We start from the raw sequence: 23,782 nt of genomic DNA, 5'->3' as shown, positions 1-23,782 counted from the left end.
GTGTATCTGTCAACCAGCATCGGCATTATCGAGTCGCCATCCGCCCCTGGCTTCCTCAAGCCTCTCAACCACCTGCATAAGGATATCGTGCGCCGCCTCCAGCTGAGCCTGCTCATGCAGGCTCAGCCCACCTGTTGTCTGTCGGTATCGGATGGGCTCCAACAGGAGCGTGGCGCGCTCGACGTTGTCGAGGGACTCGCACATGATCAGCTGGTCATCGTTCTGGGGTTTCATGCGGCTTCCTCCTGCTCGTCGTTGGCGGCGTTCCGCGCTTGGTACAGCGATTCGTCGGTGAACACGTAATAGCGGGCAGACCCGCCCTTAATACCGGGCACCTTGATTGACGTCTTGCCCTCGTGATCGAGCTTCAGCACGTCCCGAGCCTTGAGTACCTTGTTGGCCTGACGGACTGAGGGCATACCCGGTTTCCCCCAGACCTCTTTGCTCCAGGTAGCAGGGGGGATGAAGTAGGTAGTGACGACTCGGAGGCTCGCACCGCTGCCGAAAGTCTCCGTGCGACGGTAACCCAGCTTGTTGAGGGTGCGGGGCGCGTGCTGGTCAAACTGGTAGTCCGCGTTCAACCGGGTGAAGCGTGCCTCTCCGTGTGTTTCGATCAGATGGCTCAGCGCTTCGAGTACTTTGCTCTCTTCCTGGTCGCCGGCACCGCCACGCTCGGAAAGCCATGCCACGAAGCAGGCCTTAGCGGCGCTCCATGCGGTATAGGGCTGCCAGCCGGTGACCCCCCAACTCGTCGCCATCTCGCCAGCCATGGCCACCAGGGTGAAGCGAGCGGCGGCCCGGTGGGCCTGGCCGCTGGCGTTGGGTGGCAGGGTCTCCTTCTCGAAGTTGGCCAAGGCGCTCGGGTAACCCTTCACCAGACGCGCTAAGTTGTCGCGTTGGGTGAGCTGTTCCAGTAGGTGGACCAGGGGCGTGCCGTAGTATTTGGCGACACTGGCCTTGAGATGATCGGAGAGGTCGGCGGGGCCAGCGAAACCATGAAGCTCCTGGAACAATCCCATGCCTCCCCCGGCATCCGCTGGAACTCCCAGCATGCGCACATCCATGCCGGCGCGATGCATCTGGCCAGCCTCGTCCATGTGCTGCTCCAGCGTCTTCTCACCGGTGGAAACGAACAGCAGGCGCCAGCGCCGAACCGGCTTGCCGTTGCCTCGGTCGTTGGCGCGGGCCTTGCCGGCGCCATTGCCCAGCATGTACACGGTTTCGCCGATGATGCGGGGACTGCACATGCCGATTTCGTCTAGTGCCAGCAGGCCGTCCGAGTGGGCGGCGGCGATGGACTCCAGGGCATTGTCCGTCGAGCGCCAGCTACGCACGAGCTTGGGGGAGCCGTAGACCGAAACAGCGGCTTGCAGGTGTGTCGTTTTGCCGCCGGAACTCTCGCCATACAGGTGGAAGCCTCCCGACTCCAAGCCCAGCAATTGGAGCAGCGGGCCGGCCAAGGCTACGCAGACACACAGCGTGAGCCGATCATTGCCGGGGCACAGGGCGCCGATATGAGTTTGCCAGTCCTTGAGGGTGCCGGCTTCCTCGATGCTCGGCAGCTCCGCCCCATGGTTGGTGAACTCCAGCACCTCGGGAGTCTTGCCGATCGCGCCGGCCGGCAGCAGATAGGCGTCACCGTGCCAGCCAAGGCGATCCACCAGGCGGGCGCGTTCCTTTCCGGCGAAGCCCTGCAAGTAGCTGATCAAGTCGTTTTTCGTGTTGCGGGCCGGGCGCTTGGGGTCCAGCTTCAGCCCCATGGATAGCAACGGTGAAATGGCGTCCTTGGCTCCCTCGCTGATCAGCGTCTCGGCAGGAATGTTCCAGCGCTTCGCCACACCATCAGGGTCCTTGAACTCCAACAGCAGGCCCCAGTTGTGGCCGCGTTCGTCGCGAGTCTGAGCGATGATATCGAGGCGATCGCAAACCCGGCGCGGATCGCCATCTTCGGGAATGGCGTAAACGCCACCGTCCTTCACCGTGAAACCGGGTGTGTGCTGGGCGCCTGGCTGTCGCTTCCCGGCCTTGCTGCCCTTATCAGCCTTTCCCTTTGGTGGAGCCGGTGGGTCGCGAAACAGCCCACCCTCACTGGCCAGGGCAGTCAGGTGCAGTGGCGTCCAGGCTCGCCCCAGAAGATCGGCGGCATCATCCTTCTCGTGCCACTCGCCACCCTCGCGGAAGGCGGGCTTATCACCATCCCAGTCGGCCACGCGGTCGAAGGGCGAAAGATTCACCAGACGGACGGAGGCCACCCCAAGGGCGTGCAGATCCCCGGCGAGCTTCTCCATGCACTGAATGCCAGCCGCGTCGTTATCAGGCCACAGCACTACATGGCGTCCCTTAAGGGGTGACCAGTCGGCTTTGCTGGCGGAGTTGGTGCCGTTGGGCCAGCAGGTAGCCACATGCTCGGGCATCAACTCGGCGGCAGCATCAGCGCTCTTCTCACCTTCACAGACCACTACGGGCGCTTTAGGGTCGGCGGCCAGCTTGTCCAGGTTCAGCAAGGGGCGTGGCTCGGGTAGCCCCTTGCGCTGCCATTTGCCATCGCCGCTGCCGGCATGACGCCACCAGGTCAGCGGTGAGAACACCTTGCGCTGTTTTGTTTCTCCCGGCTGTTTGGGAAGGTTGTAGCGCTCCACGGCCATCATCAGGTGCCCATCGGCATCGCGATAGTTCCAACGCTTCCAGGGCTGGCCATGCTTGGGGTGCGCCGCCGGCATTGCAGCCAGAGCATTCTCCGGGATCGGCGTTACTGGAGCCCAGTTATCCACTTTGGCTGGCTTGATGGAACGAGTCGGTGGCGGGGCGACGTGCGCTGCACCGGGGCCGGCACGCTCGGGGTCGATCCCTAGGAAGCTCTCCAGGTGCTTCAACGCTTCCAACTGCTCGCAGCCCTCCAAGTAAGCGATCAGAGCCACCAGATCGCCACCCTTATCGCCGGTGGCGAAGTCATACCAGCCACCGCGATCCAGGTTCACGGAGAATGATCCCGCATGTGCGTCCTGGCGGGTGGGGTTCTTGACTACATATTCGCGCTTTTGTGTCTTGCCGCCGGGTAGCCAGTGCGCCAACACCCGATCGATGGCGGCAAGCGCGGCACGGTTGCCCTCTTCGAAGCGAGTGGTGAGGTCGGCATAGGTGCGTTCGTTACGACTCATGTGGCGCTCCCTTGGGCTGGGCGTACCGCCTGTACGGTTCGCATTGAGGGACGGCGAGCTTCGCCGAGTTGCACCATCTCATCGGTCAGGCTGGACACGCGGTCGCTCAGCTCGCGAATCGCTGTCATCAACTGGCAGGTGCTGCCGGGGGTGAGGAAGGGTGTTTCGTCGTCGCTATCGCGGCGCCACAGGTCCTCTTCCACGAGCTTGGCGATTGTCTCGATCGAGTTGGAGGATTCCCGCACGTGGCGGCCAAGGAGCTCGAAACCTGAAACGGCGTGGTTCATGACGCCACCTCCTGCCCATTGCAGCGGGCTTCCAGGCGGCGAGCCTTGGTCATATGGGCGTTGTAGCGCTTCAGACGAACGGCGGTGCTTGAGTTGGAGAACAGCGCGGCACGGGCCATGGCCCGATGAGCGGCGGCACGAGCAGACGGATCGCGGGTAGGGAACAGGCGTAGTGATGCCATGGGTATGACTCCTTGGATATTGGAGTCGCCCGCATCGCTGTCAATCAATGGGGGCGACTGTACGCGGGTTGACAGACCGGTATCCAAGGAACCCGGCAGGCCGAAGCCTCCCACGCACAGCCGCCATAACGGCATGAAAAAAGCGCCGTGCTGAATGGCGGCGCTTGTGCGCCTCGGATAGTTCGGGCTGTCAATCCCGGCCGCTGAATTGGCAGCGGCAGAGCTACGATAGCCGCCCAACAGCCGGACTGCAAGAGGCAGCACTTGCGAGAGAGCGGGGGTTGGCATAAGGTAAATTCCGAAGTTAGCGCAAGTTTGTCTAAACCCCTTCGGCGTTGCCCCGCCGAAGGGGTTTTGTGTTTCTGAATAGAGGCGCCTTAATACTTGATACCGGTCTGGCTCAGTGCCCGGTGTTCGGGATGCTTCAACAGGTGCTTGAGCTCGATCGTGATGCTTAAGGGCTCAAAAGGAGAGTTGGCAGGCTGTCGGCTTTCTCCGAAATGAACGGCTTGGTTGTACTGCTTGCGTATCGAGTTAATTGCTTCCACCAACTCTCGGATGTCCCTGCTAGCTAGAATCGCCACCAGTCGCTGTTCCTGGCTTTCCAAGTCGGCGGAAAACACCTCCCGAGCGATGTCGGCATGCATTTGACCCAGTTCTTCGAGGCGCTCGGCGAGTGAAGCACGCTTACGCTGCAACCCTCTTCGGGCGGCCTCCTGCCGGCCGGCTTGTGCCTTGGCCTTTTCAACCTGAGCTTGGGCTTTCTTCAGTGCGGTACTAGCTGCCGCCTGTTCATTGTCGTCCGTATCGCCAAGCGCGGCGGCGGCTTCCAGCTCATCGACTCGTGTCTGTGCGTTTTGAACGTCGGTCCGGGCGCTCTCCAGAAGGCTCGACTCGTCGCCCATGGTTTCCAAGGCTTGGTCCACACGCTCTAGGGATGTTTCAAGCGCTTGGATTTCTCCGTCGAAGGCTTCTAGGGCACCGTGCCCAGCCTTGGGTGGGGCCTGCTCCAGCTCGTCCAGCGCTTCCTGAAGCTGCTCTTTCCGTTCCAGTAGCTTGGTATATCGATCGTTGGCAGCATCGACGTCCTTGACGAGCACCTTTAACTCGTCCAAAGCGCGCCGGACCTCAGAAATATTCCAAGAGAAGCGACGGCCCTCTCTGCGAAAGGTCTCGTTTTGGCGAAGGCCATGCTCGACTCTGGCGATGGTTGCTGTCGGCGATGGGATTTCCGTTGGCTGGGTGCTGTCGACGGGAAAATCAGTAAGCCTTAGTACCGGGAATTTTCCCCAGTGGGCGTGACCTTTGGCCTTGTCGAGATCCTGTTTGGCAGCCTGCCTTTTCACCACGACATCTGTTAGCGCCTCTCGCTGCTTCTGGCGTTTGGCTATCCAGTCCTGCCAATCCTTTTCAGCCTTGCTCTTTCCAAATCCCAGCATGTTGGCTCTCTCCTCGTTATCGAAACAATTAGTCGCTATCAGCGGCGACGGAAGTGATCGGTGATAGCAGTCACCGTGGCGGGTTGGCGGGGTGACTCACTCGCGTCGTGTTGGGTGGTGCGACTGGCTTCACTCTGCCAGCGCCCGCTGATGGCACAGACAGCGCTATCGCGCTGTTCCTTCTCTTGCCGGGCCTGGAATAATTCGAGCCCGAGCGCTTCCACGCTCATGCCGCTATCGATCGCCTGAATGGCAATGTCACGGTGGTCTTTTCCTGCCAAGTTCCAGATTTCATGGCAGCGTCGACGTTCTTGAAGGACCGCGGCTTGGCTAGCCTGGCTGTAGGCTTGGGCACGTTCGGTATCCACATCCACTTGTGTAGCTACCTTAATTTTTCGAGGGTCGACGCCAGCAGCAATGGCGGCTTGAAACTCATCAGTCGTGCGAACGGTGGTCATGCTAATAGTCCTATGCTGAGTGTTTGTTGATGAGGAATTGCCGGCTAGTTCGGCAATGAGAGATTCCAAAGAGCCCAGGCGATCGGCCATGCCGGCTTTCACTGCCAGCGCACCGGTGGCGATACCGCCTTGGCGGAACCGATCATTGACCTGGTCGCGTGGAATGCCGCGATTGCGAGCCACCTTGTCGAGAAATACGCTGGCCAGTTCGTCGGTACGTGCCTGCAACTGGGCGCGGCCGGCTTCGGTCTCGGGATCGGGCCGCTTGTTCGGCGCGTTGCTGGAGACAATCTCGAAGGTCTTTTCGCCGGGCATGTCATCGCGCTTGCGCAGGCTAAGCACAACTCCGACGCTGCCCAGCTGTGCGGTGTCGTCGGCGATCACCTCGTCTGCGGCACTACCGATCCAGTACAGGGCGCTGGCCATCTGGCCACCGACATAGGCTTTGATGGGCTTACGGCCGCGAGCGTTATAGATCAGGTCGCTCAGCTCATTGATGCCGGTGGCTTCGCCGCCAGGGCTGTCGATGTTAAGCACGATCGACGAGATGCTCGGGTCGTCGAGCGCAGCTTGAATGTCCTTGACCAGCATCTCGGTGCTGACCGCACCGCTGATCTCGGTGAACAGGTTCGCGTAGCGAAAGATCGGCCCGGTAATCGGCACCACGGCCACGCCGTCTCGCACGCTGACGCTACGCGTATTGTCCAAGGGGCGGCCCAACCGTGCTTCGAGTGCCTTCACGTCGCCTTGGCGATCGGCTACGGCCATTATGGTGTCGAGGCCATCGGTGGTGATTAGCCAGTTACGGCTCGCCAGCAAGTTAAGCGCTGATTGCGGCATGCAGTTCTCCCTTACTGATTCGGCTGGGTAGGGCATCCAACCAGGCCATGCCGGCATGACACTCCCGGATGAAGGTCGCGACGGCGGGTAGTCGCTGGAGCGTGGTTGTCGTATGCATACGGTTCGTGGCCAGCAGCGCACCCATCAGGTGGCTGGCGGGGGCCAATACACGCCAACGGGTATGGCCTGCTTCGCTGATCAATTCAGACCCGGAGGGGAGGATCAGTTGGCCAGAGTCGGCAATATCAGCAGCTGCCAAGCTATTCAGCAGGCGCAGCAGGTGGGGCGGGCCACTGGGATCCACTGGGAGGAGGTGGCGCTGGTATCCACCAAGCTCTGGACGATAATCGCCAGCCATAAGGCGCAGTAGTTCTTCCAACCACGCATCGAAAACAGTCAGCTCCTGCCAGACCAGCCCGAGTAAGTCGGCGTCTTGCTCTAGTACCCTAACGCCGCGAGGGGTGGTGTCCTCCACCAGGTGGCAGAGCGCATGGATGGCGCCGCTAACGATGGGGCGCAACGCATCCCGAGCGTCTCGAAATTCCAGCAGGGTATCCACGTCATGGCAGGCCAGCGCGAGGGCTGGAGAGGGCTCGTTGGAAGCCAGTGACTCGAACAGGCCCGCCAAGGCGCTCACGGGCGAGAGGCCCATCATTGCCCCCCAACCGGGCACCCGGTGTGCTCGTGCATGCGTGAATACAACCAGCTATTAAGATCTTGGCGGCGATAGCGCACACGGCTACCGACCTTGACGTAAGGGAGGGCATGTCGGCCGGTGCTGCGCCAAGTGGCGAGTGTGCGAGAGGAGACCCCGAGTTGCAGAGCCGCTTCTTCAGGGGTCAGCAGATCAGCCAGGGAGGGGAGTGCTTGAGTGCTAGTAAGGTTCATTCCGGTTCTCTCCAAATGTCCTTGGGACACCTAGAGGTTCGCCGGAAATCGCTAATTTACGTTACCCACCATGTGACTTGGTGGGTCATGAGGATCGGGCATCTTTGGTTTCTGGTAGCTCGTCGTAACCGAGCTGCTTTAGCCATCCTGGCTTCTTGGCGCCATTGCCGGAGAGTGTCTTTTCAGCGGGTATTGTTGGAGCGCCTTTAGGATTCGGTCGCTTCAGTTGCTTTTCGAGCTCCTTGGGGAGGATCTCTTCAATCAGCAAGATTACCAGGCTGCGCTTAGAACGTTTTACGCCGCATTCATCGTAAGCGAGATGGCTCAAGCTGTCGGCTAAAAAGTGGAATGCCCATTCGTGCCCTCGGAGAAGCTTCTTTCCTCCTTTTGCGGAGGCTTCACGCTTCGACTCTTGGAGTAACTGAAAAGACTCTTTCTGACGCCGTGCCTCATCGAGCGAAGGATAGACGGAGGCGAGAAGCCTTGAATTATTTGCCTCGCTCAAGAATATTGATGATTGAATTGCAGTATCAATCTCGCCGCGTAAATTTTCACTCCTGAGTTCATTGATGAGAGTGGAGTAAACTTCGCGGTAATTTTCTCGTGTATCGGCTAATCGCTCACCCGCGCCTTCTAGGGTCCCGGCACCCTGCCTTTCAAATAGATCCGCCTCTACATCATGCATCCAATTTCCGAGCTCCATAAGCGTCTGTGACGCCTTAACCGCGGAGAAAAGATAGACGAGAATGTCATCAGCTAGATGGTCAATGCCTCCGATCTGGCTTCGTATGGCAGAGTGAATTGCATACCCACGCGCTTCAACCAAAAGACGGATATGGCTATTTCTGTGAATGGCGAAAAGCAGCTTTTCCAGCTCAGCGTCACTCTGCTTTGTCGTTTCTAGGGTGAGTCCTTGTTCCTCCGTTTTTACAGTGAGTCTATTTATACCTGTCAGATCTTGGAGAGGACTGACAGGAGTTTCCGGGAGCACTTCATCCCGAATCCTTGCTAATAGAGACAGCGCTTGATCGACAAGGTAGGCGTAGTCTTCATAAAGGAAGAATTCCGATAAGTGGTCCTGCACCTCCTCTAAATCATGAGTCAGAGGATAGAAGGGAGTCCCATGTATACGCATCGAGCTTGGGTAGGTCATAGTCACTTCAGGGCAATGCCCACTCTCTTATTCGACAGGCGGCCACTGTTGCGCACCGTGAAGCACACGTAGCACGTCCACAGTGCTGGTCGTGACTCGATAGATCACCAGGTAGGGCGTGCCGGTTACCACCAGCTCTCGGGTTCCATCGACCCTGCCGGCCCGTCCCCGATGGGGAGAGTCCGCCAGTCCCTCAGTACATGACTCCACTCGATCGACCATGCGCAACGCGGCACCGGGATTATCCTCGGCGATGTAGTCGGCGATTGCCTCAAGATCTCGTAGGGCGCGAGCCAGCCATCTAACGCGCATTCTTGCCCCGCTGCCCGTGGTTGCTCCTTATCCGCTGACGCACTCGCTCCATAACCGTGGCGCTGTCCACCCACTCGGCATCGGGCTGGTCGGCTTCCCCGGTCGCCTCTTCCACCCGCTGGCGAAACCAGGCGTCATGTTCGGCAGCTTCGTGGGTGCGGGCCATGCGGCTGGCAGCATCGGGACGTTTGCGGGCAGGGGCCGGCTCATAGTGTTCGGTGTCGACACTGAAATGCTCGATACCGACTCGCTTGAGATACCCTGCCAGCGTCTCGAATCGCCCGAATATTCGAGGGCTGCCGCGCTTCGATACCAGACGACCACGAGTTCCGTTCAAGTCGACTTCGACGGACCAGCCCCCAGGCTGCCCGATGATGATGGTGTTCTGCATGGACTGTTCGTCAGCGAGCCGTGCCAGAGTCCTGTGGTCTATATCGATCATGGTGCCCATCATGGCTCCCATTTAATAGATAACTGGATAACAGATAACAAGTGTAGGTGTTCTCCCCGGCCCTTGCTAGGTCACCAAAGGCAGCGGGGCAGGGCGCGGCAACTCGTAGGCTTGTGCTGGGTATCCCACCGCGTCGGAGAGAGCCGATCAACCCAGTGGAGCCGGACACGAGTTGTGTCTTGGCGATTTGTGTCAGCTCTTATTGAATTTTGTGTCCTGATGATTTTTTAATAAAATTCAGTTGGTTGTGGATGTTAAGGACACAAGACACAATGGACACGATGTTTTGCACGGGACCCGGAAAACAGCTCATCGAGTCACGATCTACTACGGTCGAAGGGGACCACTTCGCCCAGCTCTGAAAGCCCACCTGCTGCCAATAGATTATCCACCGCTCTCGTCACGCTATCTCGTACTGGGTCGATATCCAGACGAGCGTATATGGCTGTGGACTGGACGCTCTTGTGGTTGAGCGACTTCCCGATGATCGCCAGGGACGCCCCATGCCTGGCTTGCCAACTGCCCAGTGTGCGGCGGAGGTCATGGATTCTCAGGTTGGCAAGGGCGAATGACTCAGGATCGAGGCCATGGCGTTCGATCTCGACGGTGTAGCGCTGCTGAACATGGTGGGGACGGGTCAAGGCTAGTTCTGCCGCTTCATTGACCAAGCTGTCCTCCCAAGCTTCGGCGGTAGCCAGTGCCTTTACGATTCCCAGTGCCTGTGCCCTTGCCAGGATGCGCTCCCACCCTTTTCGAGGTTCCTGGTAGTGCCCGGTCTTGCCGGAACCGGGGAAGACCCAAGGGCTACTGGCAGATTGCCACCGCCCTTCGAGAACGCTCACCAACTGGCTGGCCAGGGTAACCAGCTGAGGCTCTCCGTTCTTTGTGTCAGGAATTCGCCAGACTCCTTCGCCCAGGTCGAGCTGGTCCCAGCGCATGGCCAGCACATTGGCGCGCCGGGCGCCGGTCAGCAGACAGGCCAAGAAGAAATCCCGCGCGGTGTCGGATGGTTCGGCCGCCAGAGATTGGAAGAACCGGGGGAGTTCATGATGCTGAAGAAACCGGTCCCGGCTCCTCACTTGGTTTTTCTTGATACTGGCTGCCGGATTCTGCCCGTCCCACACCCCCGCGCCGATCGCCCAGCTGAAAACGACAGAACATAGAGCGAGAACCTTGTTGGCATGCGCCGGGGCCGTTTTGCTGATCGCGCTATGCACTTGGGCAAAATCCTTCCGGGCCAGGCTGGATAGCTTCCGGCGACCCAGAGTAGGCGCCAGGTGACGGTCATAGTTGCGTTGGTCCTCTCTCCATGTCCGCTTCCTGGGTATCGAGTGTCGCTTCATGTAGTCGGCGAACAAGTCCTCGAAAGTGGGTTCCCCTCTGAGCTGCCGTTGTACCTCGGCGGGATTATTTCCATCAGCGATAGCACTGCTCACCTGGAGGGCGTGCTTTCGTGCCTGCTCTATGGTCATCCCGGGGTAGCGACCCAAGGTCACTCGCTCCGGTCGACCAGTGGCCTTGATCCATCGTTGGCAGCTGAACGTCTTGGTGCCCTTGGAGGTCACCCGCAACTCAAGCCCCTGGACCTTGTTGTCGGTGTAGGTTGCTCGCCTGCCATCGGGCGGAATAGGAAGGCTATCAATAGCCTTCTTCGTGAAGTTGATACGTGGCATGGCGGAGCCTCCGGGGCAGGGAAAGAGTGAGTGGTTCCGCTTGGGTATATGCCGGGTATAGGAATGGCAGCAAATTCGATTTATTCGCGTGGATGCCCAGCAAACTCAAGAGTCGGGAAATCCCTGAAATAATAGACGGTTATAGACCTCTAGCAAAGCCCATGGGCTAGTGTAAAATTACGGAACAAAAAATTCGTAATGCGTAGGTCGGTGGTTCGAATCCACTCGCCGGCACCAGTTAGACCTTCCCCCTGAAATCACTTCTCGTAAGCCAGGCCCGAGGGTCGTCATTCAGAGGCGTCCTGCACGGACGAGTGCGTCCCTGTAGCACCTTTTCGAGGATCCGCCAGTAACCTCAACTGGCATCCGGCTGGGCGGCGGGGGCGGCGCGCTGGAAGGCATCCAGCGTGTCGCAGTGCGCGGCGATGCGCCGGAGCGTGGGGTAGGCGCTCAGGTCGCACTCGAAGCGCCGGGCGTTGAAGACCTGCGGCACCAGGCAGGCATCGGCCAGGGTTGGCGTGTCGCCGTGGCAGAACGCGCCGGTGGCCGGGGAGTCCGCGAGCAGTGCCTCCAGCGCCTCGAAGCCCTCGCTAATCCAGTGCCGGTACCAGCCATGCTTGGCGGTCTCGTCGAGACCCAGCTCACCGGTCAGGTACTCGAGCACCCTGAGGTTGTTGAGCGGGTGGATCTCGCAGGCGATCGCCTGGGCCAGTGCGCGTACCCGGGCGCGCGCCTCGGTGTCCGCGGGCAGCAGCGGTGGCTCGGGGTGATGCTCGTCGAGGTACTCGCAGATCGCCAGCGACTGGGCCAACAGCGTGCCATTATCGGTCTCGAGCGTCGGCACCAGGCCCTGGGGGTTGCGGGCGAGGTTGTCCCCGCCGTGCTGTTCGCCGTCGACCAGGTTGACCGCGACCAGGGCGTAGTCGAGCCCCTTGAGATTGAGCGCGATGCGTACCCGGTAGGCCGCCGAGGAGCGAAAGTAACCGTAGAGTTTCATCGGGCCCTCCGCTCACTGCGCCGGGCGCTGGACGACCCGCTGGTCGATGGCGCCGAAGATGCTGTCGCCCTGGCGGTCGAACATCTCGATACGCACCCGGTCGCCGAAGCGCAGGAAGGGCGTCTTGATCTCACCATGCAGGATCTTTTCGACCATGCGTACCTCGGCCAGGCAGCTGTAGCCGACCCCGCCATCGGCGACGGGCTTGCCGGGGCCGCCGTCGGCGCCGGGATTGGAGACGGTGCCCGAGCCGATGATCGCCCCGGCGCCCAGCTGGCGCGTCCTGGCGGCGTGGGCGACCAGTTGCGGAAAGCCGAAGATCATGTCGGGGCCGGCCTCGGGCTCGCCGAATTTCTCGCCGTTGAGATGCACGGTCAGCGGCAGGTGGACCCGGCCGTCGCGCCAGGCGTCGCCCAGCTCGTCGGGGGTCACGGCGATCGGCGAGAAGCTTGATGCCGGCTTGGACTGGAAGAAGCCGAAGCCCTTGGCCAGCTCGCCGGGAATCAGCCCGCGCAGGCTGACGTCGTTGACCAGCATGACGAGCTTGATGTGCTCGGCGGCCCGCTCGGGCGAGACCGCCATCGGCACGTCGTCGACGATCACCGCGAGCTCACCCTCCAGATCGATGCCGTGCTCCTCGCTGACCGCCTCGATATCCGCGGTCGGCGCCAGGAAACGGTCGCCGCCGCCCTGGTACATCAGCGGGTCGCTCCAGAACGTCTCGGGCATCTCGGCGCCGCGCGCCTGGCGTACCAGCTGGACGTGATTCAGGTAGGCCGAACCGTCGGCCCATTGGTAGGTCCGCGGCAGCGGCGAGTGCAGCGCCGCCATGTCGAGGGCGACGGCGTCGGTGGCCTGGCCGTCGTTGAGTTCGGCATAGACCGTCTCGAGGCGCGGGGCGAGGGTTTCCCATGCCTCGATGGCCTGCTGCAGGGTGGCGGCGATCTGCGGCACGCGCACGGCGCGGGTCAGGTCGCGGGAGACCACGATCAGCTGGCCGTCGCGACCCTGGTTGAGTGTGGCGAGTTTCATTGATTCGTCCTTGTTGTAATCGGAAGATCGGTCATCAGCGCTGGTCGGGGGTGAAGTGCGAGCGCAGCCCCGCCCAGACATCGACGTAGTCGCGCTGGCGGAAGTCGGCGTCCAGGGCGGCCGGGGTCGGCTGGTACACGTAGCGGCTTTCGAACATGAAGGCCAGGGTGTCGCTCAGGCGCTGCGGGGCCAGCTCGGCGGTCGTCGCCTTCTCGAAGGTCTCCGCGTCGGGGCCGTGGGGCGACATGCTGTTGTGCAGGCTGGCCCCGCCGGGCAGGAAGCCTTCCGCCTTGGCGTCGTACTCGCCGTGGATCAGGCCCATGAACTCGCTCATCAAATTGCGATGGAAATAGGGCGGACGGAAGGTGTGCTCGGCGACCATCCAGCGCGGCGGGAAGATCACGAAGTCGATGTTGGCCATTCCCGGCGTGTCGGAGGCCGAGGTCAGCACGGTGAAGATCGACGGATCGGGATGGTCGAAGCTGACCGTGTTGATGGTGTTGAAGCGCGCCAGGTCGTACTTGTAGGGCGCGTAATTGCCGTGCCAGGCCACCACGTCCAGCGGCGAATGGTCGAGCCGGGTTGCCCACAGCCGGCCCGAGAACTTGGCGATGAGCTCGAACTCGCCGGTCACGTCCTCGTAGCGGGCCACCGGGCTCAGGAAGTCACGCGGGTTGGCCAGCCCGTTGGCGCCGATCGGCCCCAGGCCGGGCAGCTCGAAGGGGCTGGCGTAGTTCTCGCAGACATAACCGCGGGCCGCATCGGCACCGCCGGCGAGCCGGACCTGGAACTTGATCCCGCGCGGGATGACGGCGATCTCACCCGAATCCACCTCCAGCACGCCCAGCTCGGTCCGCAGGGAGAGGGTGCCCTGCTGGGGCACGATCAGCAGCTCGCCGTCGGCGTCGTAGCAGAAGCGCTCGGTCATGTCGCGGTTGAAGGCGTAGACGTGCACGCCGCAGCCGGCCTGTGCCGTGGCGTCGCCATTGACGGCGATCGTCATCAGCCCGTCGATGAAGTCGGTGGGCGCATCGGGCAACGGGCGTGGATCCCAGCGCATCTGGTTGGGATCGGCGGCCGGCTCGCGCGGTGGTGCCGTGTCCCATTGACCCGCCTCGAGCGGACGATAGGCGCTCTGCGCCACCGAGGGGCGGATGCGATACAACCAGCTGCGCAGGTTGTGACTGCGCGGTGCGGTGAACGCCGAGCCGGTGAGTTGTTCGGCATACAGCCCGTAGGGGCAGCGCTGGGGCGAGTTCTGGCCCTCCGGCAGCGCCCCGGGCAGGGCCTCGCTGGCATGATGGTTGCGGAACCCGCTTAAGTATTCCGGTTTGTTGTTCATGAGCATTCCTCGTCATCGACACGGGCAAGACACGACCACGCCATCATTTAGTTTCATTTGAAACTTCATAGTGATGCTAGGAGCTTGCCAATGACGGCGTCAAGCGTGACGCGGTGGGTCGTCGTCAGCGGCGCTGACGGCTCATACCAACAGGTCGGCGAGTTGGTGCGCGCATGCCTTCACCGCGCTGGCGGCCGCTTGTGCATCCAGGTCGTCCAGCGCGACCACGCCGATGCTGCCCTCGAAACCCGAGCGCGAGGCGCTGCCCGAGAGCGGGCAGGCCACGCTCCGGACTCTGCTACTCGTTACCCGGACACGGCCCTTTCAGCGTCGGCAGTGCGGGCCGTTCGTTTGCTAAATTCCCAGTTCGATAACGTGCGTTAAGTTTTGCGCCGCCAAGACGTGACACTGTGGTGTCGATGCAGAGCAAGGATCGCTTGCAAGGAAGAACGAGCATGGAAAGCTCGGCGGGTACCATGGATGTGCGGATAGGATATCCGCTTGGCGCGATAAGGATACCCATCGCTGGTTGAAGCCCGGCCTGCTTTTGCAGGCCGGGCTTTTACTTTTCCAGCGCAGGCGCAGTCATGGGTTCAGTCTCGCAACTCGCCGCCATCGGGCGGCGGATCGATCCAGGGGTAGATGATGATCGAGATCCTCAATATGGCCACGGCATTGGCCACCAACGTTGTCCTGCTGTTCCTGGGCGTCCAGGCGTTCCGGGTCTTTCGCCGCCAGCGGCGGCCACGGTTGATCATCAACCGGGCTTACAGCGCCGACATCGAGGCACCCTGTCTGATCAGCAACATGAGCTACGAGGCGGTCTATCTCTCGGCGGTGTTCTGCGCGCTGGAGAAAGACGGGCGGTGGCTGTCCAGTGAAGTCACCGATCTCGCTCCCGAACAACAGGGCGACGAGGAGAGCCACTTCAGTTTCCAGGGGCCGGTCCCGCCGAGGCACTTCTATCGGTTCTCGGGTTTTGACGCGCTGATCCGTCATACCCTCGCGGAGCACGGTCACTCATTCGATAGCTGGCGCAGCGTCGAGTCGGTGGAAATCCGGGCCGTGGCGATTTACGGCAATGAGAAATACCCGCTGGGCGTGTATCGGCGCTTCGCTATCGTGCCACGACAACAAAGTGCCGTGTTGATACCCGCCAGTGTGAATACCGGCCGCTTTTCGCGGCGCTGGCATCAACACCGGATCCGGAACTGGTTTGGTGAACTGGCCTGAGAACGGGGGCTTTGCCTGGCGTGCAATGCGCTAGCTGGAGGCCGTCGGTTCGTCGCCTTCTGCAACGTGGGGGCCTTTGGGCACGTAATCCGTTGAAGGCAGCCATTCGGCGGCAGATGGTTCGGTGAAGGGGACTGGCTTGTTCGTGGCCAGGATCCGTTTGTCGCAATTCAGGTAGTGGTCGTCGAAGTCGGCCATCTCGGCCAGGCGCTGCGGATCGAGGATCACCATGTGGAAATGGTGGCGTCGCACCAGCCCCTGGCAGGCCAGCGCCGAAAAGGTGCGACTGATGTGCACGGTACTCATGCCGAGTGCATCGGCGAGGTCCTGTTGCGAGAGCGGCAACTGAAAGCCGTCGACATCGTCGGGAAGGAATTCCAGCAGGCGCTCGCGGCATTCGCAGAGAAAGTGCGCCAGACTCTCGCGGGCATTGCGGCGTGCCACGCTGACCAGGCGCTCGGCGAGTATCGCCTGCTGCTGGTTGGCGATCACGAACAGCGCCGACCTAACGCGGTTCGAAGCGGCCAGCAGGGTGAATACGCTCGAATGGGGATACTCGCAGACCCGGCCATCGGTAAGCATCGACACGTCGTTGCGGCGGACGCCACTCAACAGTTCGAAGATGCCCAGAATGTCGCCGGGCAGGTAGGTGGCCAGCAACTGCCGGCTGCCGTCGCTCAGATAGCGTGCCGAGCACCCCCAGCCCTCGCTGACGACCAGCAGCGAGTCGGCGCTGTCGCCTTCATGCCACAGCCACTCGCCAGCGCTGACTTCGCGCATCTCGAAAGCCAGGCCTTCGAGCAACTCGACATCCACATCGGTCAGCGAAACCAGGGCGCTCAAGCGCTTCAACATGGGGTTGGTTGCGTTCCGCACGCATGTCTCCAACGGCAAGATCTTGAAAAGACAAAGAAACCATGGCTGGTAGAATGGTGCGATAACGTAGGTTTATTTTTATCAGAATGTCGTCATTTAATAGCTTCATCCAGGCAGGGACGACGCTGCACGAGGAGAGGGCGATATGCAGAGACGGTTCCGCAAAATGGTCGGAGTGGCCGCTGCGATAGGCGTGGCGATGGGGGCCCGGCCGGTGATGGCCGAAAGCGTCTATGGCTGGGTAGAAAAGGCCGAGATCGAGCCTTGGGGCGTCGAAGTCAAGGCCAAGCTGGATAGCGGGGCCCTGACGTCGTCGATGCACGCCGAGCACCTCGAGCGCTATCAGCAGGATGGCGAAGAGTGGGTGCGCTTCACCCTCGACGTGGTGGGCGAGGACAGTGGCGAGCGGTTTTCCCGCGAGATCGAGCGCCCGGTGTTCCGCAACCTGATCGTTCGTGGTGCCGGCGGCGAGGAGCGTCGTGCCGTGGTGCTGATGAAGCTATGCCTGGGCGATACCATCCATGAGGAGCAAGTCAGCCTCAACGACCGCAGCGACATGCTCTATCCCCTGCTGCTGGGGCGACGCACCATCCAGCACCTGGGCATGCTCGACGTTACGCGTACCTTCATCCATCAGCCGGGCTGTGGCGACGACGCCCCCTTCAAGGCCCATGACGAGCAGCGCAGTGACGAGGACATCGGCGCCTGAAGCCACTTGATCGCTAGCGAGTCGGCGTCTCGCCGGCATCGTAATCCTGGTCGTCATCCCTGGCAGAGCCGGGCTCGCGGGCCGTTTGCCGCTCGAAGTCGCGTGCCGCCTCGATGGCCTCGGGCTCGTTGTCGTGGCGCGATACCTCGACCGGGGCGTCGGGGTCGGTAACGTCGACGACACGCCAGCCGGCCAGCATCGTGGCGTCTTCCCGGTGCCGGGTGATGGGCTCTACGCGTGCGGTATGGGTCATGCTACCTCCTTGTGGCGTGTTCCTTCCCCCTGTATAGCTCAACATGCCAATAGCTCAACCCGTCGGGCCCGGGTCGGTCGGGATGAGGCATCGTGCCAGAAGGCGTATGCCTATGCCCGGGGCGGTCAATAGTGCTCAGCCCCATAATGCCCCGCCCGATCCGGCGACCAGCACGACTGCCCATACCGGCAATGGCGTCAGTTTCAGCAGGCCCCACAGCGCCACCACGGCTGCCATGTCGGCGGGGCCGGCGACGCTGGAGCTGAATACCGGGTCGTAGAGTGCCGCCAGCAGCAAACCGACGGTCGCCGCGGTCACCCAGGCCATGGCGTTGGCCAGGCGTGGTCTGTCGCGCAGGCGTGACCACAGCGGCAATACCGCCAGCAGCAGCAACCAGCCGGGCAGAAAGATCGCCGCCAGGGCCACCAGCCCATCGAGCAACGAGCCATCGAGCGCGCTGCCCAGGTAACCGGCGAAGCTGAACATCGGCCCCGGCACCGCTTGCGCCAGGCTGTAGCCGGCCAGGAAGGTCGCTTCGTCCATGCCCGTGCGGATCAGCGGTTCGGCGCCGAGCAGCGGCAGCACCACATGGCCGCCGCCGAAGACCAGCGAGCCGACCCGGTAGAAGGTGTCGAAGACCGCCATGCCGGGCGCCAGCCATACTCCCAGCCAAAGCGCTGCAAACGCGATCCAGGCCCAGCGGTGATGGCGCTGGTCGCCGGCCGGCGCCGTGCCGGTTCGCCGCCCGCCATCAGCCGACAGGGCGCCCAGCAGCGCCGCACCGAGTAGCGCCACGACCTGGGTCGCGGTGCCCGGCATCAGCCACACGGCGATCGCCGCCAGCAGCGCCAGCACCCGGCGCGCGGTATCCGGGCAGCAGCGCGACTGCAGGGTCAGCACGGCCTCGGCGACCACCGCCACGGCGAGCAGCTTCAGCCCGTGCAATGCGCTGGCCAGCATGGCGTTGTCCGGTGCATCGGTCAGCCACAACCCGGCGGCCAGCATCAACAGCGCCGAGGGCAGGGTGAAGCCGGCGAAGGCCGCCAGGCTGCCGGCCACGCCGTGCTGCCGATAGCCGATCGCCATGCTCATCTGCGAGCTGGCCGGGCCCGGCAGGAACTGGCACAGCGCCAGCAATTCGGCATAGTCGCGTTCGTCGAGCGTCGCGCGCTCGATGACATGGCGGCGGTGGAAATACCCCAGGTGGGCGATCGGCCCGCCGAAGCTGACACAGCCCAGCTTCAGGAAATCGAGAAAGATGGCAAGCGGCATGCTATTCCCCCGGTCGGACGTCTTTCCAGCCTAGTCGGTGCTTCTGTCGATCATGTTACGGTCGGCGATCGAGGTGGTTGCAAGTTATGTTAAATCTTCTAGGATACGTCTCGCCTAGCTGCATCGAAGGAGCCAGGAGACACCCCCATCGATGATGTCTCTGGACTGGACCTGAACCTGATCACGGACGTATTGGAGGTGATTGGATGTCAGTACAGACCGCATCCCGACCCAGCGCCGCCCCGGCGTCTACCCGCGACAACTACCCCACACGGCTGGCCACGCTGCCGTCCGAACCGTGGATCCGGCGCCAGGAAGCGGTGGTCAAGGGTCGCGCCGACGACGGCCCGCTGAGCGAGGCGCAGCTCGAGCGTTTCGAGCGTGACGGCTTCGTCTTCCTACCGGGGTTCATCGCCGCCGACGAGGTCGCCGAGCTGCGCGAAGAGCTCAAGGCACTGCTCGACAACGATGCCTACCGCGGCAAGGACTTCAGCATCACCGAACCCGACAGCCAGGAAATCCGCTCGCTGTTCGCGGTGCACTTTCTCTCGCGACGCTTCGCCCGGCTCGCCGACGACGAGCGCCTGACCGGCTGCGTGCGGCAGATCCTCGGCGGCGACGCCTACGTCCACCAGTCTCGGATCAACTACAAGCCGGGCTTCCACGGCAAGGGCTTCAACTGGCATTCGGATTTCGAGACTTGGCACGCCGAGGACGGCATGCCGGCGATGCACGCGGTAAGCGCCTCGCTGGTGCTTACCGACAACCATCACTTCAACGGCCCGCTGATGCTGATCCCCGGCTCGCACAAGGTGTTCGTGCCGTGTCTCGGCGAGACCCCGGATGACCATCACAAGCAATCGTTGAAGAGTCAGGCGTTCGGCGTGCCCGGTCACGACGCGCTCGAGCGGCTGGTCGAGGCCAATGGCATCGAGGCGCCCACCGGCGCGGCCGGCGGCCTGCTGCTGTTCGACTGCAACACCCTGCACGGCTCCAACGCCAACATGTCTCCCGATCCGCGCAGCAACGCGTTCTTCGTCTACAACCGCCGTGACAACGCCTGTGTCGAGCCGTACGCTGCGCGTCGTCCGCGCCCGGCATTCCTGGCCCATCGCCCGGGCGAGCATTGGCTTCCTGATTGAGGCGCGGCCTCGCGGACGCTGCGTTCGCCTGCACGGCCCCTGATTCAGGGGCCGGCTGACTGTCGGCGCTTGTTTAGTGTGCCGGCGTGGCTGGGGTAGACTCGGCGTTCCCTCAGCGAATTCACGGAGTCGCCATGTCGTTCGTCCCCCGCTTCACCAATGGCCAGGCCTTCAGCCAGGCGCTGGGCAAGATCGTCTGCGTCGGCCGCAACTACGCCGAACATGCCCGCGAGCTCGACAACCCGGTGCCCGGCGCGCCGCTTCTGTTCATCAAGCCGGCGAGTAGCGCCGTGGATATCGACGAGCCGCTAAAAGCGCAGTTCGAGCGCGGCGAGGTGCACTTCGAGGCGGAGCTGGCGCTGCTGATCGGCATGCCGCTGACCGGTGCCACGCCGCAGGCGGCGCAGCGGGCCGTCGCCGGGCTGGGGCTGGCGCTGGATCTGACCCTGCGCGACGTGCAGGCCACGCTCAAGGACAAGGGCCACCCCTGGGAGATCGCCAAGGCCTTCGACGGTGCCTGTCCGCTGACGCCGTTCGCCCCGCTCGAGGGCGAGCCCGACTGGCAGGCGCTGCACTTCACGCTGGACATCGACGACGAGCGGCGCCAGACCGGCAACAGCGCCGACATGCTGTTCGCGATCCCGGAACTGCTGGCCGAAATGAGCCGTCACTTCACGCTGATGCCCGGCGATGTGGTGCTCACCGGCACGCCGGCGGGCGTGGGCGTCCTGCCCCGGGGGGCCGAAATCAGCCTGGTGCTGGCCGCCGGTGCCAGCCACGGCGCGGTCGAGGCGATCACCCGCACCGCCGATTAGCAAACATTGCACGAAGGCCCGCGCGGACTCGGCGTCCCCGACGAATCGCTGCGTTGCGCGGTGCCGAAGCGTTAGATCGTCGGCGTCCTCGTCTATGACCCCACAGGTTGCGGCCCCTGTGCTCCGGGCGCCTTGCGGCGTGGCGACGCCCGCGTCATCCCGCTCGGCCATTCGTTCAGCGCTTCCCGGCCAGGCGGTGGGTCGAGGTCGCGTTCTCTCGGCGCTTACTCGAGATAGGTATAGCCCTCGAGTCCGGCGGCCAGATCGTCCATGAAGTGCGCCCGTTCGTCGGCGTCGAGTTGGCTGGCGGCGAGCTGGGCATCGAGTCGCTCGCGCAGCACCTCGGCATCGAAGTTGACGTAGCGCAGCACATCGGCGACACGGTCGCCGTGCTGCAGGCTCGACAGCCGCCACCGGCCGTCGGCGTCGAGCGCGGCATCGACGGAGTCGGTGTCGCCGAACAGGTTGTGCAGATCGCCGAGGATCTCCTGGTAGGCGCCGACCAGGAACAGTCCCAGCAGCTTGTCGTCGTGATCGTCCCATTCGGGCAGCGGCAGGGTGCTCTCCAGGCCCTGGCCATCGACGTAGCGATCGATGCGCCCGTCGCTGTCGCAGGTGATGTCCTGAATCACTCCGCGGCGGGTCGGCTCGCGGTCGAGCCCGGTCAGCGGCAGCACCGGAAAGACCTGCTTGATGCCCCATACGTCGGGCAGCGACTGGAACAGCGAGAAGTTGACGAACAGCTTGTCGGCGAGCTTTTCGCCCAGTTCGTCGGCGATCTCGCGGTGGGCACGGTTGCGGGTGTCGAGGCGCGAGCGCAGGCGCTGGCAGGCGGCAAAATACACCGCCTCGCCCTCGGCGCGGGCGTCGAGATCGGCCATGCCCATCACGAAACGCTCCTGCAACTCGCCGATGGCCTGGACCAGGTCGTGATACGCCTCGACCTGGCCGCGCGGCTCGCGCATGCCTGCGAGCCGGTCGTAGACGCGCCACAGTTCGTCGACCTGCGGGTCGTCCTCGGCGCGGCGACGGGCGGGCGCGCTCTCGCCGATGCGCTCCTCGTCGATGACGTTGGTGATCAGCACCGCATGATGCGCCGTCAGTGCACGGCCGGATTCCGAGATCAGGTGCGGATGGGGCAGCTCGGCGGCCTCGCAGGCCTGGCGGAACGCCCACACCACGTTGCTGGCGTACTCGCGCATCGAATAGTTGATCGAACAGAAGCTGCGCGAGCGGGTGCCCTCGTAATCGATCCCCAGGCCGCCGCCGACATCGACGGTATCCACCGGCGCGCCCATCTCGCGCAGGCTCTGGTAGAAGCGCGCGCACTCGCGCAGGCCGCGCTGGATATCGCGGATGTTGGCGATCTGCGAACCGAGGTGGAAATGCACCAGTTGCAGGCTGGCCAGGGCATCGGCGTCGCGCAGGCGCTCGACCACGCCGAGGATCTGCGTTGCGGTGAGGCCGAATTTGGACTTCTCGCCGCCTGAGTCCTGCCACTTGCCCTTGCCCACCGAGGCCAGTCGCGCGCGCAGGCCGATGCGCGGGGTCACGCCGAGGCGCTCGGCCTCCTCGAGGATCAGGTTGAGTTCGGAGAATTTCTCCACCACCAGATAGACCCGGTGGCCGAGCTTCTCGCCCATCAGCGCCAGGCGCACGTACTCGCGGTCCTTGTAGCCGTTGCAGACGATCAGCGACGAGCTGTCGGTGGACAGCGCCAGCACCGCCAGAAGCTCGGGCTTGCTGCCGGCCTCGAGGCCGACGCGACCGTGGCCGCGTTCCTGGGTGGCGAGGATCTCCTCGACCACCCGGCGCTGCTGGTTGACCTTGATCGGGTAGACCGCGGTGTAGCCGCCCTGGAAGGATTCCTCGCGCATCGCCGTGTCGAAGGCCGCGCAGAGCTGCTCCACGCGGTCGTGGAGAATATCGGTAAAGCGCACCAGCACCGGCAGGCGCAGGCCGGCCTCGCGCAGTTGGTCGACCAGCGCGTCGAGCGGCAGCGCTGGGCCTTCGACCTCGTTGCCCAGAGGCCGGACCATGGCGTGGCCATGGTCATCGACGTCGAAATAGCCGCTGCCCCACTGGTCGATATTGTAGGTGCGGCGTGCCTGTGCGGCGGATGCGGTCATGTAGCGGTCTCCCTGAAGAGCCTGAACGGGTCGCCGTGGATAGAGGCGGCGCTGGTGCGCCTGGCCCGGCGGTGGCGCATTATGCCGATACCGGGCGGGGCTGTCAGCGTGGCGAGTGGGCGTCCGACGATGTGCCGTGGAGCATAGCAGCGCTCACGACGGCAGGGGCAAGGCGCCCGCGGCGATGCGTGCCTTGAGGATGGTCCGAAAGCGCTCCGGATCGTGGGGCGTCAGTTCATGGGCCGGCGGATCGACGTAGACCACCAGCAGCCGCGACAGCCAGTAGCGAAGCGCGGTCATGCGCAGCATCATCGGCCATAGCGTGCGCTCCGCATCGCTCAGCGGACGGCGCTCCAGGTAGGCCCCGAGCAGGGCATCGTGGCGATCACGGTTGAGGCTGCCATCGGCATCGCTGGCCCAGTCGTTGACGACGATCGCCAGGTCGAACAGCAACTCGCCGCTGCAGCCGTTGTAGAAATCGATGATCCCGCCCAGGGTGTCGCCGTCGAACAGCGTGTTGTCGCGGAACAGATCGCCATGGATGGCGCCCCGGGGCAGCGCATCGGGATCCGCGAAGGCACTCTGGTAGCTGTCGATCTCGTCGCCCATCAGTGTCTGGTCCTCCGGCGTGATGTAGCCGTACACCTGATGATGACTGCTCAGCAACCAGTTCAGGTCGCGCGGGTTGGGGCGGTGGCCGTCGAAGTGCTGGCCGACCTTGTGCATGCGCCCCAGGGCATCGCCAAGCGCGCGGCACTGGGCGAGGTTGGGCGACTCGGGGTGCCGGCCGGGCAACCGCGGGAACAGCAGCGCCGGCTTGCCGGCGAGGCTCTGCAGCGCCACGCCGTGGCGGTCGTGCAGCGGCCCGGGGACCGGCAGGCGGTGCTCGTCGAGGTAGTCGAGCAGATCGACGAAGAACGGCAACTCGTCGTGCTCGCCCTGCTCGAACAGCGTCAGCACCAGCTCGCGCCGGTCGGTGGTGACGAAGAAGGTGGAATTCTCGGTGCCGCTGGCGACGCCCTCGCAGGCGATCAGCCGGCCGGCGTCGAAGCGCTCGAGAAAGCTCGCGACCTGGGCGTCGTCGAGCGGGGTGAATACGGCCATGGTGTTCTCGCCCTGGTGTCCAAGCGGGCTATTGTAG

Annotated in this window: 25 protein-coding genes; 4 read left to right on the top strand and 21 right to left on the bottom strand. The window is 63.2% G+C overall.

Annotation, left to right across the window (positions count from 1 at the left end; genetic code table 11):
* Positions 1-9: 9 nt before the first annotated feature.
* From HR9077_RS07405 to HR9077_RS21890, 16 genes are all read right to left on the bottom strand, one after another.
* Positions 10-234: a hypothetical protein gene (locus HR9077_RS07405; RefSeq protein ID WP_136066374.1), complete on the bottom strand. Its 225-nt coding sequence runs from the start codon at positions 232-234 to the stop codon at positions 10-12.
* The gene (locus tag HR9077_RS07400) at positions 231-3,158 is read right to left on the bottom strand and encodes a DUF927 domain-containing protein (protein WP_136066373.1); all 2,928 of its coding nucleotides are present in this window, start codon (positions 3,156-3,158) and stop codon (positions 231-233) included. The genes HR9077_RS07405 and HR9077_RS07400 overlap by 4 nt, the downstream gene beginning before the upstream one ends.
* Positions 3,155-3,445, bottom strand: a complete 291-nt coding sequence (locus HR9077_RS07395) for a hypothetical protein (RefSeq protein WP_136066372.1) — start codon at positions 3,443-3,445, stop codon at positions 3,155-3,157. The genes HR9077_RS07400 and HR9077_RS07395 overlap by 4 nt, the downstream gene beginning before the upstream one ends.
* Positions 3,442-3,627, bottom strand: coding sequence for a hypothetical protein (locus tag HR9077_RS07390; RefSeq protein WP_136066371.1), 186 nt, complete (start codon positions 3,625-3,627; stop codon positions 3,442-3,444). Before HR9077_RS07390 ends, HR9077_RS07395 begins: the two co-directional genes overlap by 4 nt.
* 377 nt (positions 3,628-4,004) lie before the next feature.
* On the bottom strand, positions 4,005-5,066 hold the full coding sequence (locus HR9077_RS07385; protein ID WP_136066370.1) for a DNA repair protein RecN: 1,062 nt from the start codon (positions 5,064-5,066) through the stop codon (positions 4,005-4,007).
* A 38-nt stretch (positions 5,067-5,104) separates the two neighbouring features.
* Complete coding sequence (locus tag HR9077_RS07380; protein ID WP_136066369.1) at positions 5,105-6,364, bottom strand: S49 family peptidase; 1,260 nt, start codon at positions 6,362-6,364, stop codon at positions 5,105-5,107.
* The gene (locus tag HR9077_RS07375) at positions 6,345-7,019 is read right to left on the bottom strand and encodes a hypothetical protein (RefSeq protein ID WP_136066368.1); all 675 of its coding nucleotides are present in this window, start codon (positions 7,017-7,019) and stop codon (positions 6,345-6,347) included. Before HR9077_RS07375 ends, HR9077_RS07380 begins: the two co-directional genes overlap by 20 nt.
* On the bottom strand, positions 7,016-7,252 hold the full coding sequence (locus tag HR9077_RS22455) for a helix-turn-helix domain-containing protein (protein WP_136066367.1): 237 nt from the start codon (positions 7,250-7,252) through the stop codon (positions 7,016-7,018). The genes HR9077_RS07375 and HR9077_RS22455 overlap by 4 nt, the downstream gene beginning before the upstream one ends.
* A gap of 85 nt (positions 7,253-7,337) precedes the next feature.
* Positions 7,338-8,405, bottom strand: a complete 1,068-nt coding sequence (locus HR9077_RS07365; RefSeq protein ID WP_136066366.1) for a hypothetical protein — start codon at positions 8,403-8,405, stop codon at positions 7,338-7,340.
* Between the two features lie 27 nt (positions 8,406-8,432).
* Positions 8,433-8,717: a type II toxin-antitoxin system RelE/ParE family toxin gene (locus tag HR9077_RS07360; protein ID WP_136066365.1), complete on the bottom strand. Its 285-nt coding sequence runs from the start codon at positions 8,715-8,717 to the stop codon at positions 8,433-8,435.
* Positions 8,707-9,108 carry a hypothetical protein gene (locus HR9077_RS07355; RefSeq protein ID WP_136066364.1) on the bottom strand — a complete coding sequence of 134 codons (402 nt, stop codon included), beginning with the start codon at positions 9,106-9,108 and terminating at the stop codon, positions 8,707-8,709. The genes HR9077_RS07360 and HR9077_RS07355 overlap by 11 nt, the downstream gene beginning before the upstream one ends.
* Before the next feature lie 377 nt (positions 9,109-9,485).
* Positions 9,486-10,841, bottom strand: a complete 1,356-nt coding sequence (locus HR9077_RS07350; RefSeq protein ID WP_136066363.1) for a tyrosine-type recombinase/integrase — start codon at positions 10,839-10,841, stop codon at positions 9,486-9,488.
* 355 nt (positions 10,842-11,196) lie between these two features.
* On the bottom strand, positions 11,197-11,838 hold the full coding sequence (gene maiA, locus HR9077_RS07345; RefSeq protein WP_136066362.1) for a maleylacetoacetate isomerase: 642 nt from the start codon (positions 11,836-11,838) through the stop codon (positions 11,197-11,199).
* A 12-nt stretch (positions 11,839-11,850) separates the two neighbouring features.
* Positions 11,851-12,870 carry a fumarylacetoacetate hydrolase family protein gene (locus HR9077_RS07340; RefSeq protein ID WP_136066361.1) on the bottom strand — a complete coding sequence of 340 codons (1,020 nt, stop codon included), beginning with the start codon at positions 12,868-12,870 and terminating at the stop codon, positions 11,851-11,853.
* Between the two features lie 34 nt (positions 12,871-12,904).
* Positions 12,905-14,212: a homogentisate 1,2-dioxygenase gene (hmgA, locus tag HR9077_RS07335; protein WP_136066360.1), complete on the bottom strand. Its 1,308-nt coding sequence runs from the start codon at positions 14,210-14,212 to the stop codon at positions 12,905-12,907.
* 141 nt (positions 14,213-14,353) lie between these two features.
* On the bottom strand, positions 14,354-14,497 hold the full coding sequence (locus HR9077_RS21890) for a hypothetical protein (protein ID WP_168380909.1): 144 nt from the start codon (positions 14,495-14,497) through the stop codon (positions 14,354-14,356).
* A 360-nt stretch (positions 14,498-14,857) separates the two neighbouring features.
* Here HR9077_RS21890 and HR9077_RS07330 point away from each other — a divergent pair, with 360 nt between their 5' ends.
* Positions 14,858-15,445 (top strand): hypothetical protein, encoded by a 588-nt coding sequence (locus tag HR9077_RS07330; protein WP_136066359.1) that lies wholly within the window; start codon positions 14,858-14,860, stop codon positions 15,443-15,445.
* Between the two features lie 30 nt (positions 15,446-15,475).
* Here the strand turns inward: HR9077_RS07330 and HR9077_RS07325 are convergent, their stop codons facing one another.
* On the bottom strand, positions 15,476-16,321 hold the full coding sequence (locus tag HR9077_RS07325) for a Crp/Fnr family transcriptional regulator (RefSeq protein ID WP_168380908.1): 846 nt from the start codon (positions 16,319-16,321) through the stop codon (positions 15,476-15,478).
* A gap of 145 nt (positions 16,322-16,466) precedes the next feature.
* Here HR9077_RS07325 and rloA3 point away from each other — a divergent pair, with 145 nt between their 5' ends.
* Positions 16,467-17,030 carry a retropepsin-like aspartic peptidase RloA3 gene (gene rloA3 / locus HR9077_RS07320; RefSeq protein WP_136066357.1) on the top strand — a complete coding sequence of 188 codons (564 nt, stop codon included), beginning with the start codon at positions 16,467-16,469 and terminating at the stop codon, positions 17,028-17,030.
* A gap of 13 nt (positions 17,031-17,043) precedes the next feature.
* Here rloA3 and HR9077_RS07315 read toward each other — a convergent pair whose 3' ends face one another.
* On the bottom strand, positions 17,044-17,283 hold the full coding sequence (locus HR9077_RS07315) for a hypothetical protein (protein ID WP_136066356.1): 240 nt from the start codon (positions 17,281-17,283) through the stop codon (positions 17,044-17,046).
* Positions 17,284-17,418: 135 nt separating this feature from the next.
* Positions 17,419-18,555, bottom strand: coding sequence for a chromate efflux transporter (chrA, locus tag HR9077_RS07310; RefSeq protein ID WP_136066355.1), 1,137 nt, complete (start codon positions 18,553-18,555; stop codon positions 17,419-17,421).
* A 206-nt stretch (positions 18,556-18,761) separates the two neighbouring features.
* Between chrA and thpD the strand changes: the two genes are divergently transcribed.
* Positions 18,762-19,697 (top strand): ectoine hydroxylase, encoded by a 936-nt coding sequence (gene thpD / locus HR9077_RS07305; protein ID WP_136066354.1) that lies wholly within the window; start codon positions 18,762-18,764, stop codon positions 19,695-19,697.
* Positions 19,698-19,831: 134 nt separating this feature from the next.
* Positions 19,832-20,512 (top strand): fumarylacetoacetate hydrolase family protein, encoded by a 681-nt coding sequence (locus tag HR9077_RS07300; protein WP_136066353.1) that lies wholly within the window; start codon positions 19,832-19,834, stop codon positions 20,510-20,512.
* A 224-nt stretch (positions 20,513-20,736) separates the two neighbouring features.
* Here HR9077_RS07300 and speA read toward each other — a convergent pair whose 3' ends face one another.
* Together speA and HR9077_RS07290 are read right to left on the bottom strand one after the other, a co-directional pair.
* Entirely contained in the window at positions 20,737-22,641 is a 1,905-nt protein-coding gene (gene speA, locus HR9077_RS07295; protein WP_136066352.1) for a biosynthetic arginine decarboxylase, read from the bottom strand.
* Between the two features lie 153 nt (positions 22,642-22,794).
* Positions 22,795-23,745 carry a homoserine kinase gene (locus HR9077_RS07290; protein ID WP_136066351.1) on the bottom strand — a complete coding sequence of 317 codons (951 nt, stop codon included), beginning with the start codon at positions 23,743-23,745 and terminating at the stop codon, positions 22,795-22,797.
* Positions 23,746-23,782 lie beyond the last annotated feature (37 nt).

This window comes from Modicisalibacter radicis (genome assembly GCF_900961225.1).
Lineage (GTDB): Bacteria > Pseudomonadota > Gammaproteobacteria > Pseudomonadales > Halomonadaceae > Modicisalibacter.
This window is presented reverse-complemented; position numbering and strand designations above follow the sequence as displayed.